The sequence below is a fragment of the Nocardia carnea genome (assembly GCF_029868325.1).
GTDB classification, from domain to species: domain Bacteria; phylum Actinomycetota; class Actinomycetes; order Mycobacteriales; family Mycobacteriaceae; genus Nocardia; species Nocardia carnea_C.
Map to the genome: position 1 here is coordinate 1 of NZ_JARWNW010000288.1, position 18,882 is coordinate 18,882.

Genomic DNA, 18,882 nt, shown 5'->3' on the forward strand with positions numbered 1-18,882 from the left:
ACACCGCAGCTGAAGCCGGTACGCGAACCGGATTTGCAGACGGGGGCACCGACCACCGGGGTGGCCACGCCTTCGATCGGCACCGGCCCAGGGCTCGGTTGTCGCGGCATACGGCCCGGTTCAGCGCCGGTCCTCGGGGACGGCGAAGGATTCCAGGCCGAAGCTGCGGAGGGTACGGATCAGCTTCTCGTATCGGAACCGGTTGTATGCCAGTGGCTGGAGCAGCACGCGGTCGGGCAGATTGCGCCAGGCCCATTGCAGCAGCCGGACGTAGAGAGCGAATTCCTGGTCGTGGCGCGGTTTCAGTTCGAAACCGGTCAGCTCCCGCACCCGCGGATGCATCACCTTGGACGAGCACACCTGGATCACATGGCCCGCCACCGGCCGCACCACCAGCCACATCGGGGTGAGTGCCCGCCGGGCGGGCGACGGCAGACCCAGGGTGGGTAGCGGGAGCCGGGTGAGTCCGGCGAACTTCTCCACCAGGAACGGATTGGCGCGCAGTTCCTCGGTCGCCATCTTCTCGTAGTATTCGCGGGCTTCGGCGAGATCGGCGGGCAATTTGCCTGCGGCGCTGGGGAGTTCGAGATCGGCGAAGGCCGCACGCAGCAGCTGGTAGGCCGCTTCCTCCTCTTCCGGCCGCAGCGCGGTGCCGGTGCAGGGGGTGAAGGTGTTCAGTACGACGAAGATGCCGCTCACCGCGATCCATTTCCAGGTGAACGGGCTCAGCGCACTGTATTTCACCTCCCCGAAATCCGCCGTCCCGGTGCCGCGGACATCGCGGTGGCGCAGTTTGAGCCAGTCGGCCTCGGCGCGGCGGTCGTCGGAATCACCCCACAGCGCGATCATCGCCGAGGCTCCGCTGCGCACACCGCGGTCGGCGAAATTGGCGGCGAACCGGCCGGTGCGGTCCACCGAAGCAGCCACCGGCACCAGAGCGACCTGGTCGAAGGCCGCTCCGGCGAAGACACCGGCCAGGACGCTACCGGAATGCTTGCGGAACTCCCGCAAGACCTCGGGCCGGATCGTGGAGCCGGTGGACTTTTCGGCGGTGCGCACCGTTGCGTTGTTCGCCATGTCGTCACCTCGGAAAGAGTGGGAAATGATAGTTCAACCACCTTCAGGCTATCACCGAGGGCCGTGCACGCACCAGAACACCGAGGCCCAGGGATCATTCCGCCGCGTGGCGGGCCGGTAGGCTGGTGCGAATGGAGACCGCCGCTGCGCCGTGGACCGAACTGCAGCAGTTGGATACCCGATCACGCACAATCGTCGATGCCGCCCGGGACTGTTTCGCCGCCGACGGCTTCGACGACACCACCATGGTCCGGATCGCCGAAACCGCCGGTGTCGGGGTCGCCACGGTGTACCGGCGGTTCGGCACGAAATCGACGATCCTGCGCTACGCGCTGATGGCCGAATCGCACCGGGTCTCGACGATCGTGGCCGATGCGATGCACGGGTCATCCGGACCGGTGGGCGCACTGGCGGATATGTTCGCCGCGTTCGTCAACGAGGCCACCGCGCCCCTGCTGCTCACCCGCAGTCTGCGGTCCTCGGGCGGCGCCGGCCAGCTCACCGATTTCCTGACCGGCGACGATGCGGTCATGCAGGGTCGCGAGCCGGTGGCGCGGTTCCTGACCTACTGGCAGCAGCGTGGGGAGCTCGGCAGTTTCGATCCGGACGTGGTGGCCGAGCTGTTCGTCCGGCTCACCATATCGTTCATCACGAATCCGCGCGGCGTGCTCCCGCTCGGCGATACCGAGGCCGCGCGGGAATTCGCCCGCCGCTATCTCGCGCCGCTGATGTACCCGCACTCCGGCGGCGACTGAACCGCACCGGTCAGGCCGGCGCCAAGGTGACCGGTACGCCGTTGAACACCGCATTGCCGGACGGTATGTCGAGTACCGAATCATCGGTCAGCGTATTGGCATTCACGCCGGGGTTGCCGGCCGCCACCTCTTGCGCACTACCGGCGTGACCCCAGCCGTGCGGCAGACTCACCACTCCGGGCATGATCGTCTCGGTGGGCTCCAGAGGGACGGTCAGGGAGCCGGCAGCCGATTTCACGACGGCGTGATCACCGAGACCCAGGCGGGCGATATCGTCGGGATGGATCTGCAGCGTGCATCGATTGGTCCCACCGACCAGCCGCTCCATATTGTGCATCCAGCTGTTGTTCGAGCGCAGATGCCGCCGGCCGATGAGCACCAGATCCGCGGGCGCCGCCGCCGAACCGGCACGCAGGCGCTCGATATCGGCCAGTAACAGCTCGGGTGCGAGTTCGACCTTTCCGGAGGCGGTCCGCAGGACCTCGGGAAGTCGGGGCCGCAGGGGGCCGAGGTCGATACCGTGCGGATTGTCCAGCAGAGTCTGCAAACTCAGTTCGCCACCGTTCCAGGCACCATAAGGGCCCAGGCGCAGCATCAGGTCCAGGCGCTGTTCCGTGGTGGTGGTGCCGAGCAGATCCGGACGGCGCTGGACGAAACCGGCGCGCTGCAGTGTATCGGCGATCACGAATTCGTCGAAGGCGGCGAGTGGATCGAAATCTGCGGTGGGATTGTGCGGTTGCCCGCTCACCGCCGCACCCAGCCGCACATACACGGCCGCCTCGGAAGGCCGATCGTCCAGCGGTACCAGCGGCGGTGAGTACCGGGCGTAGTTGCGCACCGCGAACTGGAGGAGCGCGAAATCGTAGTGCGGGGACTGCACCGGACGGGGCGGGGGCAGGATCACATCGGCGTGCCGGGTGGTCTCGTTGAGGTAGCGGTCGACGCTCACCATGAATTCCAGCCCGGCGAACGCCTCGTCCAGCCGGGGGCCGCTCGGCGCGGACAACACCGGGTTGCCCGCCACGGTGATCAGGGCGCGGACCTGACCGTCACCCGGTGTGGTGATCTCGTCGACGAGGGTGGCGACCGGCAGTTCCCCCATCGCCTCCGGCAGCTGCCGGACCCGGCTGCGCCACCGGCCGGGCCGGAAGGGTTTGGTGCGGACGATCCCGCGCGCGGCGGCGGTGGCGAACATGACCCCGCCGGGACGGTCGAGGTTACCGGTCAGGACGTTCAGTACATCGACCAGCCATTGCGTGAGGGTGCCGAATTCCGCTGTGCACGTGCCGATCCGGGCATACACCGCGGCGGCGGGCGCCGCGGCCAGCTCCCGCGCCAGGCGGCGCACGGTATCGGCGGGCACACCGGTGCGCTCGGCCATCCGTTCCGGCGGGAAATCTGCCGCCGCGGCCCGTACCTCGTCCACACCGTTGGCCTCGACGGCGATAGCGGTGAGCCCCTCGGCGAACAGGGTGTGCACGATTCCGAAAAGGAGATAGGCGTCGGCGCCGGGCCGGATGAACAGATGTTCGTCGGCGACGGCCGCGGTGCGGGTGCGCCGGGGATCCACCACGACCAACCGGCCCCCGCGCTCCCGCAAGGCGCGCAGACGACCGGGGAAATCCGGTGCCGTGCAGACCGAACCGTTGGATTCGAGCGGGTTGGCGCCCAGCATGAGCAGATAACCGGTGCGGTCGAGATCGGGTACGGGTACGGCCAGCGGGTCACCGAAGAGCAGACCGCAGGCGAGCTGTTTGGGCATCTGGTCGGCGGTACTGGCGGAGAACAGGTTCTTGGTGCCGAGCGCGCGGATCAGCGCCGGGGCGTACAGGGTGCCCGCGACGGTGTGGGCATTGGGATTGCCCAGATACAGTGCGACCGCCTGATTGCCGTGCGCAGATTTGATCGCGGGAATCCGTTCGGCAATGAGATCGAAGGCCTCGTCCCAGCTCGCGGTGCGCCAGGTGCCGCTCGCGCGATCGCGGATCATCGGCTCGGTGAGGCGATCGGGATCACTGTCGAGACGGCCGAAACTCGCCCCCTTCGGGCAGAGGAAACCGGCACTGAACGGGTCCTGTTTATCGCCACGGACCGCGGTCACCCGGTCGTCGGCATCCAGGGTGAGTTCGAGACCGCATACCGCCTCACACAGCGGGCAGGTGCGCAGCAGATTCCGCGATCCGGTCGCCGAATCAATAGGAGACGTAGGTCGGGCCATGACTCCATCATGGCCCGGCGAGCCAGTGCTCGAGTAGTGTTCCGCCGATTCCGCGACGATAAACTGCGGCGCCCTGCCCTCAGTCGGTTTCGCCCTGATCGTTCAGGGACTGGCGACGACCGTGCGGTAGCGCGCAGCGGCACCTCCCGCCCGAACCCGGGTTCATGCGCTTGCGTAGCCCCGGACCGGTTCTGAACTCGTCGCCGTACAGGTCACGTCGTCGTGGCCGGACGGCCGCACCAGCACGTTTCGGTACCGGTCAACGCGTTTTCCGCCGGCAGGATTCGGTACGTGCCGTCGGACACGCCGTCAGAGGTGCACAACGCTGCCCGACCCAGCCGATTCGCGGGCGGCCTCGAGGATGCGCAGACCGGTCAGGGCGTCGTGCGGGTCGACCGGAACCGGTGCGCCGTCGAGTATCGCCTCGGCCAGGGCGCGGTAGAAGGCGAGGTAGTCGCCGGGCAGGGTGGGAAATGCCGCCCCCTCCGGATCCGCGCCGAGGATTCCGTACCGTTCGGGTTCCACAGTTCCCCAGGGCTTTCCGTCGTCGGGCCGCCGACCATCGCGCAGTGCGGCCTCCTGCGGATCCATCCCGTACACCTCGTAACCGGCCTTGTCTCCCAGTACCCGGAAACGCGGGCCGAGCCGCGGCGCGACCGCGCTGGCCCACAGATGGGAGCGGACTCCGCCGATATGGGTCAGCGCCAGGAAAATATCGTCGTCGGTGCTCACCCCGGGGCGCCGGGAATCGAGTTCGCAGTACACGGCGCCGACCGGACCGAACAGGCTCAGAGCTTGATCGACGAGGTGACTGCCCAGGTCGTAGAGGGTCCCGGCGGCGTCGGCGGCGGTACCGGTCTCGCGCCAGCCACCCTTGGGCACCGGCCGCCAGCGTTCGAACCGGGATTCGAAACGGCGCACCTCCCCCAGCCGGCCCGACCGGGCCAGTTCGCCGACTGTCCGGAAATCACCGTCCCACCGCCGGTTCTGGAACACCGTCAGCACGCTGCCGGACTCCTCGGCAGACCGGACCACCTGCGCGGCCTCGGCAGCGGATACCGCAAACGGCTTGTCCACCACCACGGCGGCGCCCGCGGCGAGCGCCCGCTGCGCCAGGTCGGCATGGGTGCGGTTGGGGGCGGCGACGACCACCACATCGATCCCGGACAGGTCGGCGAACAACGCGTCGGCGTCGGGCAGAACCCGGACCCCCGGATGCTCGCGCCGGGCCTGCTCGCTCCGTTCCGGCGAGCCCGTCACCACCGCGGCGACCCGCAGCCGCGGTTCGGCGGCGATCAGCGGTGCATGGAATACCGCACCGGCCAAGCCGTACCCGATGATCGCGACGCCGAGACTGCTCATACCCGCGACGTTACCCGGCGCCGCCGCTCATCCCGCGGAGGCCAGGAACGACAGCCGGATCTGGCGATCGGGGTTGTCGACGTTCACATCGACGAGAGCGAGGGACTGCCAGGTGCCGAGCGCGAGTTCCCCGTCGAGCACCGGAACGGTCGCATACGGGGCGATGAGCGCCGGCAGGACATGGGAGCGCCCGTGCCCGCGCGACCCGTGCGCGTGCCGCCAGCGATCGTCGGCCGGCAACAGATCCCGCAGCGCGGCCAGCAGATCGTCGTCGCTATGGGACCCCAGTTCCATGATGGCGACACCGGCGGTGGCGTGCGGGACGAAGACATGGAGCAGTCCGTCGCCACCTGCCTGCCGCACGAATTCCGAGCATTCACCGGTGATATCCCGGACTGTCTCGGTGTTCCCGGTGCGTACCGCGATCAGTGTGCTCCGCATATCCGCAGCGTACGCGGCGACAGCTTCCACCGATCTTCGTGCCGGTAGTGTGGCCGCGCCGGGCAAACCCCGCATACGCACCGCGGCGATCACACGGTACGAACCGGCTGCGCAGGCCGGCGGTTCGCGTAGCGGTCGGCAATCCGGGCCAGGACCGGCGAACAGCCGGCGGCCACCGTGCGCGCGGCCAAGTCGCCGCTGCGGGTGGGACCACGGTTGACGATCAGTACCGTGCCGCCGCGGCGGGCAACGCGATGGACGAATCGACGACCGGACCACACCGTCAGACTCGAACCCGCGACCAGGATCACTTCGGCCGAATCCACCAGTTCATAGGCCGCCGCCACCCGCTCCGGCGGCACGTTTTCGCCGAAATAGACGATATCCGGTTTCAGCAGTCCGCCGCAGTGCTCGCAATCCACCATGCGGAAACCGGCGATATCCTCCACCACCGCGTCCGCGTCCGGCGCGACTTCGAGGCCCGTCACCGAGGAGACGGCGAAACCGGGATTGACGCTTTCCAGCCGTTCGGCGAGCGTCATCCGCGAGATCCGGGCACCGCAGGCCAGGCATCGGACCTGTGCGTAACTGCCGTGGAGGTCGATCACCCGCCGGCTGCCCGCTTTGGTGTGGAGCAGGTCGACATTCTGGGTGATCACACCGGCCACCACACCGTGACGCTCCAGGGCCGCCAGCGCGCGATGCCCGTCGTTCGGCCGGGCGGCGTCCATATACCGCCAGCCCACGTGATTACGGGCCCAGTACCGGCGGCGGAACTCCGGATCGCCCACGAACTGCTGGTAGGTCATCGGATTGCGCGGCGGCGAATCGGGCCCCCGATAATCGGGGATACCGCTGTCGGTCGAGATTCCGGCGCCGGTGAGTACGACCATGCGCCGGTCTCCGATCAGCGCGACCAGATCATCGGCTGCGTCCACGTCGCGTACCGGGTGATCGTCGGTGAGCAGCGCCGTATCGGACATGTTCCCGAGAGTACGGGTGTCCCGGCGCGGTCACCTCATCCCTCCGGGAGCAGGGCTCGGGCGCTGTGCGTGAGCCGGCCGGGGGTCAGGTCTGGAGACCGGCGAGTTTCCCCGCTTCCGCGTCGAGTCCGAGCATCGCCAGGAGGTTCCGGCAGTCGGCGGCATCGGTCGAGTGTCCGGCGACGATGCGGGCGGCGACGGCGCTGCGTCGGGCGACCTCCGCCCGCTCGGCGCTGCGGATCTCGGCGAATTCGGCCAGTTCGGCCTCGGGTAGCTCGTGATCGACAGGGGTAGGACGGCTGGATGTGCCAGACATGGGTCTCCTTCGAGGTTGCCCGAAGCCTACGCTGCCGGCGGGTGCGGCACAGCCCAACCGGAAAACATCCGGCGCCACCCCGTGGGTGGCGAGCGTGGGACCGGGTTCGCACGCCGGCCGGGGCGGCGCTTCACTCGGGGCCATGACCGGAGTACGGTGCGGCGGTATCCGGCAGACCTCCAGCGGAATTGCCGATTGCGGCGAGTGCCGATCGATTGCCGGAACCACGGCGGGTACCGATTGCAGGCGTGGAGAATCGCCACCGGCGTCGGTGCGAAACCGGATTGTCTCGAAGACGCCTTTGTCGCTTCTGAGGCCCTTGTTTTATACGACATATTTCCTCTAAATTCACTCCCTGCACGTTCACCGTTCTGGAAGGCCCGCGTTCCGCAGTTGTGCGGTCGGGATTCCGTGCAGCGAGGAGGTCCCCGGTGGAGATCGACCACTTCAGCCACGGCTGGCTCACCCCCGTGGTCGCGTACGTCATGTCATTCACCGGGGCGTTGCTAGGACTACGGTGCATGAGCCGGGTGCGCAGCAGTTCGATTTTCGACGGCTGGCTCATCGCCGCCGCCGTCGCCATCGGCGGCACCGGGATCTGGGTTATGCATTTCATCGCCATGCTGGGCTTCCGGATCGACGGCGCGGCCATCAAATACGACGTCCCCATCACGCTGGCCAGTGCCCTGATCGCGATGATCGTCGTCTGGCTCGGGCTGTGCCTGGCCCAGCAACGCACGCTGGGCAACCGGGGTCTGCTGATCGGCGGCGTGGTGACCGGCCTCGGCGTGGGCGCCATGCACTACGCCGGCATGTATGCCATGAAAACCGATGTGGAGATCGGATACGACTGGCCCACCGTGGCCCTGTCGATGATCATCGCGGTCCTCGCCGCGACTGCCGCGCTGTGGTTCACCCTCAATGTGCGCGGCACCCTCGCGACTCTCGGCGCCGCCCTGGCCATGGGGATGGCCGTGGCCGGAATGCACTACACCGGGATGTTCGCCATGCATATCGGCGATCAGCAGCAGCATATGCCGCCGTCGGGCGCAGGGGCCGCCCAGCTACTCACACCGCTCATCGTGAGTGTCAGCCTGGTGACCGTCGGCATGCTTTTCCACCTGGGCCTCACCGAGGTCGGCGGCGCAACACCCCTCTCCCGACGGCCTGCCACCGAGAACTACTGGCCGACCCGCGACTGAACTTCCCCCGCCCGCGTCCGAAATGCGTCACGTGACGTAGCCACGCCACCACGAATCCCGGGTCCACGCCAGCGCACATTCGGCCTAATTGTTCGGTGCGGAATGCCACCATCCAACGGGCGCCGTCGTGCTGGTGGCCGCCGGGCAAGCCGGCGCCACCACGTCAGCGGGCGGATCGGCGCACCACCGCTCGATACGGGGCGCAGGCTCCCGCGCCCCGCGCCACCACTAGGCTCGGGGAGTGCGGCAGCGGATCATCGTGGATGTGGACACCGGCGTGGACGATTCCCTCGCCCTGCTGTATCTACTCGCCAGCCCCGACGCCGAGATCGCCGGTATCGCCGCGACCGCCGGAAACGTGCCCGCCGGCCAGGTCGCGATCAACAATCTGGCCTGGCTCGACCTGGTCGGCGCCCCGGATATCGAGGTGGCACTCGGCGCGACCGACCCGCTCGAAATACCACTGCGCACCACCGAGGACACCCACGGGCCGCAGGGCGTCGGCTATGCCGAACTCCCCGCCCCGGCCCGGCGGATCTCCGACCGCAGCGCGGCGCAGATGTGGGCCGATCTGGCGCGAGCACACCCCGGGGACCTGCTCGGCCTGTGCACCGGACCGCTCACCAATCTCGCCCTCGCCCTGCGAATCGAACCCGAGCTGCCGCGGCTGCTGCGCCGGCTGGTGATCATGGGCGGGGCGTTCAACCATCCGGGCAACACGACCCCCACCAACGAGTGGAATATCCACGTCGATCCCGAAGCCGCGAAAATCGTTTTCGACGCGTTCTCCGCCGCGCCGGCGCACCGGCGTCCCGTGGTGTGCGCGCTCGATATCACCGAAACCATCGAGATGCGGCCCGCGCATCTCGCCCGGCTGGCGAGCCGGGCCGCGAGCTTCCCGATCGAAACGGTATCCCCGCAAGATCCGCCGTCGGCGCGTTCAGCGGCGAGCAACCCGATCATCCGCCACGTCACCGACGCCGTCCGCTTCTATTTCGATTTCCATCACGGCTACGACCTCGGCTATCTGGCCCATATGCACGACCCGTTCGCGGCGGCCGTTGCCCTGGACCCCACCCTCGCCCGGACCCGGCCCGCGACGGTGGACGTGGAGCTCGGCGGCACCCTCACCCGCGGCGCCACTGTCGCCGACTGGGCGGGGATGTGGGGTCGCCCGCCCAACGCCGATATCGTCGTCGCCACCGACCCCGACCGGTTCTTCGACCGGCTCATCACCCGGATCGGCGACTATGCCCGCGCGCGGTTCCCCGCATCCGCCGGCGAACACACACTCACCACCGGATCGAGCTGACCCGGCCGCACGACACCCCCGTTCCCATCCGAGGAGGACCAGCCAGTGACCACACCCGGTGGCTCCGAGATCCCGGCCGACGAGGCATATCTGGCGCAGTTCCGGCAGCGCCTCGACCTACCCGGGATGATCGATGTACACACCCATTTCATGCCGCACCGGGTGATGCGCAAGGTGTGGGCCTACTTCGATTCGGCCGGCCCGCTCATCGGGCGTTCCTGGCCTATCACCTACCGGGACGAGGAACCGGTGCGGCTCGAGGCGCTACGCCGGTTCGGGCTCAGCGCGTTCACGGCCCTGGTGTACCCGCACCGCCCGGATATGGCGGCCTGGCTCAACGACTGGACAGCGAAATTCGCCGCCGAGGTTCCGGAATGCCTGCATACGGCGACATTCTATCCCGAACCGGCCGCAGCCGAATACGTCGCGGCCGCACTGGAACAGGGCGCCCAAGTGTTCAAGGCGCATATCCAGGTCGGCGCCTACGACCCCCGCGATCCGCTGCTGGAACCGGTGTGGGGTGCACTCACCGACGCACAGGTACCGACGGTCATCCACTGCGGTTCCGGCCCGGCACCCGGTACGTTCACCGGCCCGGAACCGATCACCGCGGTACTGCACCGTTTCCCGCGATTACCACTCATCGTGGCGCATATGGGTATGCCGGAATACCGCGAATTCCTCGATCTGGCCGACCGCTATCCCGGCGTCCACCTCGATACCACCATGGCGTTCACCGATTTCGCCGAGGACGGTAGCCCGTTTCCGCCCGATGCCTTGAACCGGCTCGCCGACTACGGCGACCGGATCATGTTCGGCAGCGATTTCCCGAATATCCCTTACCCGTACCGCCATGCCGTGCAGGCGCTGGAGCGTCTGGACCTCGGCGACGACTGGCTGCGCGCAGTCTGCTACCGCACCGCTGCAAAGCTTTTCGCCCTCGACAGCTGAACGGAGTCCCGGTCAGCTGTCGAACGCGTCGAGTAACCGTTCCGCGGCGAGCGCTGCGGTGAGCGCGCCCGCCCGCACCTGCGCCTCCACATCGCCGCGGATCGATTTCACGTTCGGGTTATCGGCCAGCCGGCGCAGCAGCTGATCGTGCACCATGGTCCACGTCCAGTCGACCTGCTGGCGACGCCGCTTCTCGGCGAACTCCCCCGCCTCGGTCAGCACCCGGCGATGGTCCAGCACGGTCTGCCAGAACTTGTCCAGCCCGGTACCTTCCAGACCGCTCATGGTGAGTACCGGTGGTTTCCACAGTGCATCGTGCGGATGGATGAGCCGCAGTGCACCGGACAGTTCCCGGGCCGCGCCCTTGGCCTCGATCTCGTGTTTACCGTCGGCCTTGTTCACCGCGACCAGATCGGCCAGTTCCAGCACACCCTTTTTGATGCCCTGCAGCTGGTCACCGGTGCGGGCCAGGGTGAGGAAACAGAATACGTCGACCATGTTCGCCACCGTCACCTCGGACTGGCCGACGCCGACGGTTTCCACCAGGATCACGTCGTAACCGGCCGCCTCGAGCAGCGCGATGGTTTCGCGGGTGGCCTTGGCCACCCCGCCGAGCGTTCCGGCGGTCGGCGAGGGCCGGATGAAGGCGTCCGCCTCCACCGACAGCCGCGCCATCCGGGTCTTGTCACCGAGGATCGACCCGCCGGTGCGGGTGGAGGAGGGATCCACCGCCAGCACCGCGACCTTGTGCCCCTGGTGGATCAGGCTCATACCCAGCGCATCGATGAAGGTGGATTTGCCCACCCCGGGCACACCGGTGATCCCGACCCGGTTCGACAGGGCCGCACCGGGTTCCGGAGTCAGTTTCAACAGGAGCTGCTGGGCCTGCTCCCGATGGTCGGTCCGGGTGGATTCGACCAGGGTGATCGCCCGGGCGAGGGCGGCCCGCTCACCGGAGCGGACCGCCTGCGCGAGCGCGTCGACGTCGATGGCGCGCGCGTTCATCCCTGGCTGTTCGCCTCGGCACCGGTTGCGCCGGAACCGAGCTCGTGACCGAGCGCGGCGCCGAGCTTACGCAGCAGATCGATCGCGGCGTCCGCGATCACCGTGCCCGGCGGGAAGATCGCCGCGGCGCCTGCCTCGTAGAGCTCGTCGAAATCACCGGGCGGGATGACCCCGCCGACGATGACCATGATGTCGGGCCGGCCGACATCGGCCAGTGCCTGCCGCAGGGCGGGCACCAGCGTGAGGTGACCGGCCGCCAGCGAGGACACACCGACGCAATGCACATCGTTGTCCGCGGCCTGGCGGGCCACCTCCTCGGGGGTCTGGAACAGCGGGCCCACATCGACGTCGAAGCCGAGATCGGCGAAGGCGGTGGCGATCACCTTCTGGCCGCGGTCGTGACCGTCCTGGCCCATCTTCGCGACCAGGATCCGGGGACGCCGGCCCTCGGCCTCGGCGAATTCCTCCACCAGATCCCCGGCGGTGGTGATGTTGGTGACCTTTCCGGCCTCATCGCGATACACACCGGACAGGGTACGGATCTCGGCCTGATGCCGGCCGTAGACCTTCTCCAGCGCGTCGGAGATCTCGCCGACGGTCGCCTTCGCCCGCGCGGCGTCGATCGCCAGCGCCAGCAGGTTGTTCTCCATCCCGCCGTCGGAGGAGGCGGCAGCCCTGGACAATTCGGCCAGTGCCCGTTCCACCGCATCCTGATCGCGATCGGCGCGCAGCTGCCGGAGCTTCTCGAGCTGCTCGGCCCGCACCCGCGAGTTCTCGACCTTGAGGACCTCGACCTCGTGATCCTCGGCGACCTGGTACTTGTTGACCCCGATCACCGGCTGCTGGCCGGTATCGATACGGGCCTGGGTCCGGGCCGCGGCTTCCTCGATCCGCAGCTTCGGAATACCCTCACCGATGGCCTGCGCCATCCCGCCGTGCGCCTCCACCTCGGCGATATGCGCACGCGCGCGTTCGGCGAGCTGATGCGTCAGCCATTCGACGTAGTAGGAGCCACCCCACGGGTCGATCGGGCGGGTGGTGTTGGACTCCTGCTGGATGAGCAGCTGGGTATTGCGGGCGATCCGGGCCGAGAAATCGGTCGGCAGCGCGAGCGCCTCGTCGAGGGCATTGGTGTGCAGCGACTGGGTGTGGCCCTGGGTCGCCGCCATCGCCTCGATACAGGTCCGCGCCACATTGTTGTAGGCGTCCTGCGCGGTCAGCGACCAGCCCGAGGTCTGCGAATGGGTTCGCAGCGACAGCGATTTCGGATTCTTCGGATCGAATTTCGCGACCAGTTCGCTCCACAGCAGCCGGCCCGCGCGCAGCTTGGCGACCTCCATGAAGAAATTCATGCCGATGGCCCAGAAGAACGATAGCCGGGGCGCGAACTTGTCGATCTCCATTCCGGCGTCGATGCCCGCCCGCAAGTACTCCACGCCGTCGGCGAGGGTGTAGGCGAGCTCCAGATCGGCGGTCGCACCGGCTTCCTGGATGTGGTAGCCGGAAATGGAGATGGAATTGAACTTCGGCATCTTCGCGCTGGTGTAGGCGAAGATATCGGAGATGATCCGCATCGACGGTTTCGGCGGATAGATATAGGTGTTGCGGACCATGAACTCTTTCAGAATATCGTTCTGAATCGTTCCGGCCAGCTGTTCCGGCGCCACACCCTGTTCCTCGGCGGCCACCACGTACAGCGCCAGGATCGGCAGCACCGCGCCGTTCATCGTCATCGAGACGCTGACCTGGTCGAGCGGGATCTGGTCGAAGAGCTGGCGCATATCCAGGATGGAATCGATGGCCACGCCCGCCATGCCGACATCACCCTGCACCCGCGGATGGTCGGAGTCGTACCCGCGGTGGGTGGCCAGGTCGAACGCCACCGACAGGCCCTTCTGTCCGGCCTGCAGGTTACGGCGGTAGAAGGCATTGGAATCGGCCGCGGTGGAGAAACCCGCGTACTGACGGACGGTCCACGGCTGATTCACATACATCGTCGGATACGGTCCGCGCACGAACGGCGCCACACCCGGGACGCTGTCGAGCGGGAAACCCGCCGCGGCCACGGCATCCCGATCGGCCTTGGTGAATACCGGCGGAACGTCGATCCCTTCGGGGGTCGACCACACCAGTTGTTCGGGGGCGTAGTTGTTCGCGGTCGCCGACTCCTGCACGAAGGCATCACGTGCGTTCTCGTCGGCCGCGGCGGGGGTTAACCCCGGCTCGGTGAGCGGCACGTCGGCGAAACTGCCGACCACCTGCTCGATTCGCTGAGTCGTCATCAGGCTCCCACCTTCTCCAGCAGGGCGGTCAGGGCGGCGACCGCGTCGATCCGGGCCGCCAGGAACCCGTCCGGACGCCGGGCCTCCTCGATCCCGTTCACAACCTTCTCGGGTCCGGCCAGCAGTACCGTGTCGACGCCGGCGCTGCGTAGTTGTTCCACCGCGCCCGCGGCATCGGTGCCGTACCGGGCGTCGGTGCCGCAGAGCACCGCGATCTTCGCGCCGGATTCCTGGGCGGCCGCGGCGATCTCACCGTCGGCCAGGGGGCCCGGATTGATGGATTCGATCCCGCCGGAAGCCAGCAGGTTGGCGATGAAGGTGACCCGCACATTGTGCTCGGCCACTGTGCCCAGCGGCACCAGCAGCGCCTGCGGGCGGGTACCGTGCGCCGCCAGATAGGTATCCGAACGATCGCGCAGCGCTTCGAACAGGGCGCCGTAGCGCTGCCCCGGTCCGGCCGTCAGAGCGGCCTCCGACAGCGGCGCCTCGGCCAGGTTCGGGAATTCGTTCACGCCGGTGACGGCGGTCCGGCGGTGGGCGATATCGCTTTCCCGCCGCGCTTTCGTCGCACCGATACGCGTGCCGAGCAGGCCCGAATCCAGCGCCGCGCGATAGCCGCCGGCGGCCTCGAGTTCCTGCATGAATTCCCAAGCGGCAGCGGCCAGGTCGGCGGTGTACTGCTCGACATACCACGAACCGGCACCGGGGTCGTGTACATGCCCGAGATGGGATTCCTCGAGCAGCAGCAGCTGGGTGTTGCGGGCCATCCGCTCCGAGAACGACGCCGACACCCCGAGTTCACCGGCAGGCAGCGCGGAATCGAACGGCAGCACGGTGACGGTATCGGCGCCACCCACACCGGCACCGAAGGCGGCCAGGGTCGTGCGCAGCAGATTCACCCAGGGGTCGCGCCGGCTCATCATCGCCGCGGAGGTCACCGCATGCTGCGGAGCCGCGCCTTCCGACGGTGCGCCGAGGGCGTGGGCGACCCGCGCCCACAGGCGGCGTGCGGCGCGGAACTTCGCGATGGTGGCGAACTGGTCGTCGGTGGCGGCGAACCGGAACTCCACCTGGCGCAGCGCCTCGGCGACCGGCATCTCCCCGGACAGCACACGCAGGTATTCGAGCCCGGCGGCGACGGCGGCACCCAGCTCCTGAGCGTCGGAGGCGCCGGCATCGTGGAAGACGGTGCCGTCCACGGTGATCGCACGGACGGTTTCGGGGCGCTGCCCGGCGGCGGACGCCAGGGCCGTGGTCTCGGCGAGGCCGAGATCCTCGGTTCCGGCGAAGGCGGCGGTGAGCGGGGCCGCGCCGAGGGAGATCCGGATCGCGGCGCGGTCGGGCGCCGAATACCGGTCGACCACCTCGTAGACAGCCGCGGCCGCTTCGGCGGTCTCGGTGCCGGCGCGCAGAGCCAGCGGCGCCAGCTCGAACAGCAGGCCGTCGAGCGCGGCGGCCAGGTCGCCCACCGATACACCGTGCGCACCGACGGCGAGTTCGACGGCGCTCGCGCCGTTCTCGAGGCCGGTGGTGAGTTCCCGGTTCGCGGTCGCCGCATCGGCGGCGGCGATACGGACGTTGACGAACCAGCCGCGATGGACATCGCGGGTGCCGTCGCCGCCCCGGACGAACGGATAGGCACCGGGCAGTGGCTGCTCGGGCAGTTCGTCCCGGCGTGTGTACAGCGGCGCGATATCCAGTCCGTCATAGGTGGACTGGTTCAGCAGCTTTTCGGGTTCCGCACCGAGTTCGGCCGCATCGACCTTGCGGGTCTTGGCCAGTACACCCGCCACACCCTTGCGCCAGGCGGGATATTCGGGCACCGCGGACGAGGACGGATCAGCCCCGGCCGCGGGCTCTGCAGCAATCGGCATACCCTGTTCCCTCTTGTCGTTCCAGTACAAGCGCACCAACTACGTGCGCGGGTACCTTGGCATCCGCCCAGCTCAGCGAATACTTTGGTTAACGGGCATTCAGCCCGCCCCTCCGATGCTAGCCGGGACGCCCGTATCGAGCGCCCGGGGCCACCGCTACCAACGAGTAACCTCGTCCGGCCGCGGTGGCCCACCGGACGGTCCGCTACTGTTCTCGGCCGCCTCGTCCGATCGCACCGCCGCGCGCCGATTCCGTGCCCGGCCACAGCGTCGGCACCGATTGCCGCGACGTAGACAACACTCGGTAATCTCGCCCGGTGTCCCGCATCCTCCGCGACCGCCGGCTGGTCCTCGCGCTCTGCCTCGCCGCGGTCGTCTGCGCGGCGGCGCTACTCACCCCGTTACCCGACCCCCGCCAGATCCAGGAATGGGCGCAGGACGCCGGGCCGTGGTTCCCGGTGCTGTTCTTCACGGCGCATACGCTGATCATCATCGCGCCGGTCCCCCGCACCGTGTTCACGGTGGCCTCGGGGCTGCTTTTCGGCCCATTCCTCGGCCTCGGCGTGGCGGTCACCGCCTCGCTGCTGAGTGCCGCGGCGGCCTTCCTGCTGGTCCGCGCCTTCGGCCGGGACCGGGTTACGCCCTACCTCAACCATCCCACGGTGCAGATCATCGACGATCGGCTGCGCCGCCGCGGCTGGCTCGCGGTCGGCGCGCTACGCCTGATCGCCTTCGCACCGTTCTCGGTGGTGAACTATTCGTGCGCACTGTCCTCGATCCGCTTCTGGCCCTATCTCGGCGCCACCCTCGTGGGCATCCTGCCCGGCACGGCCGCCACCGTGGTACTCGCCGACGCACTGACCGGCGGCACCCATCCGGTCATGGTCGGGATATCGATCATCTGTATAGCCGCCGGCTGTCTCGGCCTGCTGATCGATCAGCGCTGGAGGCCGGTCGCGGACGGTCTGTCCACGGATCCCGGGTCACCCCGCACGACGCCACCGGCCGCAACGCCGAGCAATATCGTTGCCGACCGGTAACCACGCCCCTCCGGTTACCATTCACTCGCATCGGATTACCGCGCAGACATGGCGGCCGATCGGATCACCCCGATGGCTGCCACCAGATAACTGAGGGGTTGTGCCATGCGGATCCTCGTACGGACATTATGTGCTTGCGGGACCGCACTGGCACTGATGTGCACCTCTCCCACGGCAATGACGCAACCTCCCGGTACCGCCGCCCCTCCAGCGGGTGGGACCGCGTTCTCCGCCCGCGATCTCGGGCTCGGCGACCCGATCACGCTGCGCGGTGACGACGACGAGGTACAGCTGACGATCCCGGTACCACCGGGGACCGCTCCCACCGAACTCACCCTGGCCGTCGACCTGCCGGCCGATCTCGCGCGGGGAACCATCGATGTGGAATCCAAGGCGCGGTTCATCGCGCATGCCGACCTGCCCCCGGGGCCCGCGACCCGGGTACCGGTCACCCTGCCGTTGAACGAGGCAACCGTCGAGGAGCAGGCCGCGACCGTCACCCTGCATGTGAACCTGTTCCCGGCCGAAGGCCGCTGCCCCGACGACTGGTTCGACCACGGAGCCGTACTACGCGATATCCGGGCCGGGTACTCCGGTACCCCCGAACCACCCACCGTCATCGCCGACTTCCTGCCGCCGATACTGCAGGAACTCCGCGTTTACGTGCCCGATGCCCCCTCGGATCTCGAGTCGACCGCCGCACTGTCGCTGTCCACCGCGATCGTCGCCCACTACGGGAGTCAGCCGGTCCGGGTGAGTCTGCGCAGACTCGCACCGGACGGCTCGATCACCGAACCGGACAATCCGTTCACCCGTTCGGTCGCGCTCAGAGCCGGTGGCGATGCGGCCACGACCCTCACCCCGGCCGCCGGCATACCGTCGCTGCTGATCACCGGTGACGGCGCGGCACTGCTCGATCAGACCCGGTTGATCACCAGCCGCGTCGCCGACTTCGCGGTCGCCAGCCGCGCCGTCGCGGGATCGCTGGATCAGGCACCGGTGCTCGCGCCGGACACCACAACCCTCGGTGAACTCGGGGTGGGCACGCTCAGCGCGAGTTCACATGCGGAGGTCAGCGTCCGGTTCTCACTCGACCAGTCGCAACTCGGCCGGCAGACCGGCAATATCCGAGTGAAGCTCCAGGGTCACTACACCCCTTTACCGCCGAGTCAGGCCGGCCAGCTCGTCATCACCGCGGGTGACCGGGAACTCGCGAACTGGGCGGCGGATTCATCCGGGCAGATCGACCGCTGGATCGATATCCCCGACGATGTCCTACAACGCGACACACCGGTCCAGGTGACGTTGCGTACCACCGGGGACACCGGCCGTTGCGGTACCGATCAGCCGCTGACATTGACCGTCCTGCCCGGTAGTGAGGTCACCGGCGAGGCGGCGCCGGATGGTCCGCCTCGTGGCTTCCAGGCGTTACCGCAGGGGCTACTGCCGGTGGTGGAGGTGGGTGCCACGGCCGGCGGTTTCGACGATCTGAGCCGTGCGGTCGCCGTGACCACCGGACTGCAATCGCTGACCACTGCCCGGCTCGACCCACGCTGGACTCCGGTGTCCGAGATCGCTGCCGGCACCCGCCCCGCGGTCCTGGTCGCGGCCGACGGACAGGCACCCGAAGGCATATCACCACCCCTCGGTAAAATGGACGACACCCGGCTACAACTGACCAGACGCGACGGCACGACAACCCAGTTACAGCTGTCCCCCGACCTCCGGTTCGCCTCGCTGCAGAGCTACTACGACGGGGAGCGCCAGTTGCTGGTCGCCGCGAGCAACGCCGGGCCCGGCGAACTCGACCGCACCCTCGACTGGCTCGCCGGTCAGCCGGACGGCTGGTATTCCCTCTCCGGTGATGTCCTGTTCACTGCCGCCGGACGGGACCCCGTCGAATACAGCTTCCCCGCGCCGGCCCGGGATACCGGTCCCGAATCTGCCGTCTCGGCGACCATGCGCACAGTGCTCATCGTCGCCGCGGTACTGCTCGCCATCGGCCTCCTCGTGGCGTTGTGGTTCGCCGCGCGCGGGCGCCGGACGAACCGACGCTGACCGGCG

Annotated in this window: 15 protein-coding genes; 6 read left to right on the forward strand and 9 right to left on the reverse strand. The window is 68.3% G+C overall.

Features of this window, described 5'->3' with window-relative positions:
* Positions 1–120: 120 nt before the first annotated feature.
* Positions 121–1,077 carry an oxygenase MpaB family protein gene (locus QH196_RS27485; RefSeq protein WP_280418742.1) on the reverse strand — a complete coding sequence of 319 codons (957 nt, stop codon included), beginning with the start codon at positions 1,075–1,077 and terminating at the stop codon, positions 121–123.
* A 131-nt stretch (positions 1,078–1,208) separates the two neighbouring features.
* Here QH196_RS27485 and QH196_RS27490 point away from each other — a divergent pair, with 131 nt between their 5' ends.
* Positions 1,209–1,832, forward strand: a complete 624-nt coding sequence (locus tag QH196_RS27490) for a TetR/AcrR family transcriptional regulator (protein WP_280418743.1) — start codon at positions 1,209–1,211, stop codon at positions 1,830–1,832.
* A gap of 10 nt (positions 1,833–1,842) precedes the next feature.
* Here QH196_RS27490 and QH196_RS27495 read toward each other — a convergent pair whose 3' ends face one another.
* The 5 genes from QH196_RS27495 to QH196_RS27515 form a co-directional block, all read right to left on the reverse strand.
* Complete coding sequence (locus QH196_RS27495; RefSeq protein WP_280418744.1) at positions 1,843–4,050, reverse strand: molybdopterin oxidoreductase family protein; 2,208 nt, start codon at positions 4,048–4,050, stop codon at positions 1,843–1,845.
* Between the two features lie 309 nt (positions 4,051–4,359).
* Complete coding sequence (locus tag QH196_RS27500) at positions 4,360–5,412, reverse strand: Gfo/Idh/MocA family oxidoreductase (RefSeq protein ID WP_280418745.1); 1,053 nt, start codon at positions 5,410–5,412, stop codon at positions 4,360–4,362.
* A 27-nt stretch (positions 5,413–5,439) separates the two neighbouring features.
* Complete coding sequence (locus tag QH196_RS27505) at positions 5,440–5,853, reverse strand: YjbQ family protein (protein ID WP_280418746.1); 414 nt, start codon at positions 5,851–5,853, stop codon at positions 5,440–5,442.
* A gap of 89 nt (positions 5,854–5,942) precedes the next feature.
* Positions 5,943–6,746: a Sir2 family NAD-dependent protein deacetylase gene (locus QH196_RS27510; protein WP_280418771.1), complete on the reverse strand. Its 804-nt coding sequence runs from the start codon at positions 6,744–6,746 to the stop codon at positions 5,943–5,945.
* Positions 6,747–6,921: 175 nt separating this feature from the next.
* Positions 6,922–7,152 (reverse strand): hypothetical protein, encoded by a 231-nt coding sequence (locus QH196_RS27515; RefSeq protein WP_280418747.1) that lies wholly within the window; start codon positions 7,150–7,152, stop codon positions 6,922–6,924.
* Between the two features lie 431 nt (positions 7,153–7,583).
* Here QH196_RS27515 and QH196_RS27520 point away from each other — a divergent pair, with 431 nt between their 5' ends.
* The 3 genes from QH196_RS27520 to QH196_RS27530 all read left to right on the forward strand — a co-directional run bounded on the left by QH196_RS27520 (position 7,584) and on the right by QH196_RS27530 (position 10,617).
* Positions 7,584–8,354: an MHYT domain-containing protein gene (locus tag QH196_RS27520; RefSeq protein ID WP_280418748.1), complete on the forward strand. Its 771-nt coding sequence runs from the start codon at positions 7,584–7,586 to the stop codon at positions 8,352–8,354.
* A gap of 241 nt (positions 8,355–8,595) precedes the next feature.
* Positions 8,596–9,666 carry a nucleoside hydrolase gene (locus tag QH196_RS27525; RefSeq protein WP_280418749.1) on the forward strand — a complete coding sequence of 357 codons (1,071 nt, stop codon included), beginning with the start codon at positions 8,596–8,598 and terminating at the stop codon, positions 9,664–9,666.
* Between the two features lie 126 nt (positions 9,667–9,792).
* Positions 9,793–10,617, forward strand: coding sequence for an amidohydrolase family protein (locus QH196_RS27530; RefSeq protein WP_280418772.1), 825 nt, complete (start codon positions 9,793–9,795; stop codon positions 10,615–10,617).
* A 12-nt stretch (positions 10,618–10,629) separates the two neighbouring features.
* On the opposite strand, the gene meaB is transcribed toward QH196_RS27530, so the two are convergent.
* From meaB to QH196_RS27545, 3 genes are read right to left on the reverse strand one after another with little or no spacing between them, the layout of a single operon-like run.
* A complete protein-coding gene (gene meaB / locus QH196_RS27535; protein WP_280418750.1) occupies positions 10,630–11,622 on the reverse strand; it encodes a methylmalonyl Co-A mutase-associated GTPase MeaB in 993 nt (330 codons plus the stop codon).
* On the reverse strand, positions 11,619–13,904 hold the full coding sequence (scpA, locus tag QH196_RS27540) for a methylmalonyl-CoA mutase (protein WP_280418751.1): 2,286 nt from the start codon (positions 13,902–13,904) through the stop codon (positions 11,619–11,621). The genes meaB and scpA overlap by 4 nt, the downstream gene beginning before the upstream one ends.
* The gene (locus QH196_RS27545) at positions 13,904–15,778 is read right to left on the reverse strand and encodes a methylmalonyl-CoA mutase family protein (protein ID WP_280418752.1); all 1,875 of its coding nucleotides are present in this window, start codon (positions 15,776–15,778) and stop codon (positions 13,904–13,906) included. The genes scpA and QH196_RS27545 overlap by 1 nt, the downstream gene beginning before the upstream one ends.
* A 317-nt stretch (positions 15,779–16,095) precedes the next feature.
* Between QH196_RS27545 and QH196_RS27550 the strand changes: the two genes are divergently transcribed.
* Together QH196_RS27550 and QH196_RS27555 are read left to right on the forward strand one after the other, a co-directional pair.
* Complete coding sequence (locus QH196_RS27550) at positions 16,096–16,818, forward strand: TVP38/TMEM64 family protein (protein WP_280418753.1); 723 nt, start codon at positions 16,096–16,098, stop codon at positions 16,816–16,818.
* 177 nt (positions 16,819–16,995) lie between these two features.
* Positions 16,996–18,876 carry a hypothetical protein gene (locus tag QH196_RS27555; protein WP_280418754.1) on the forward strand — a complete coding sequence of 627 codons (1,881 nt, stop codon included), beginning with the start codon at positions 16,996–16,998 and terminating at the stop codon, positions 18,874–18,876.
* Positions 18,877–18,882: the final 6 nt, after the last annotated feature.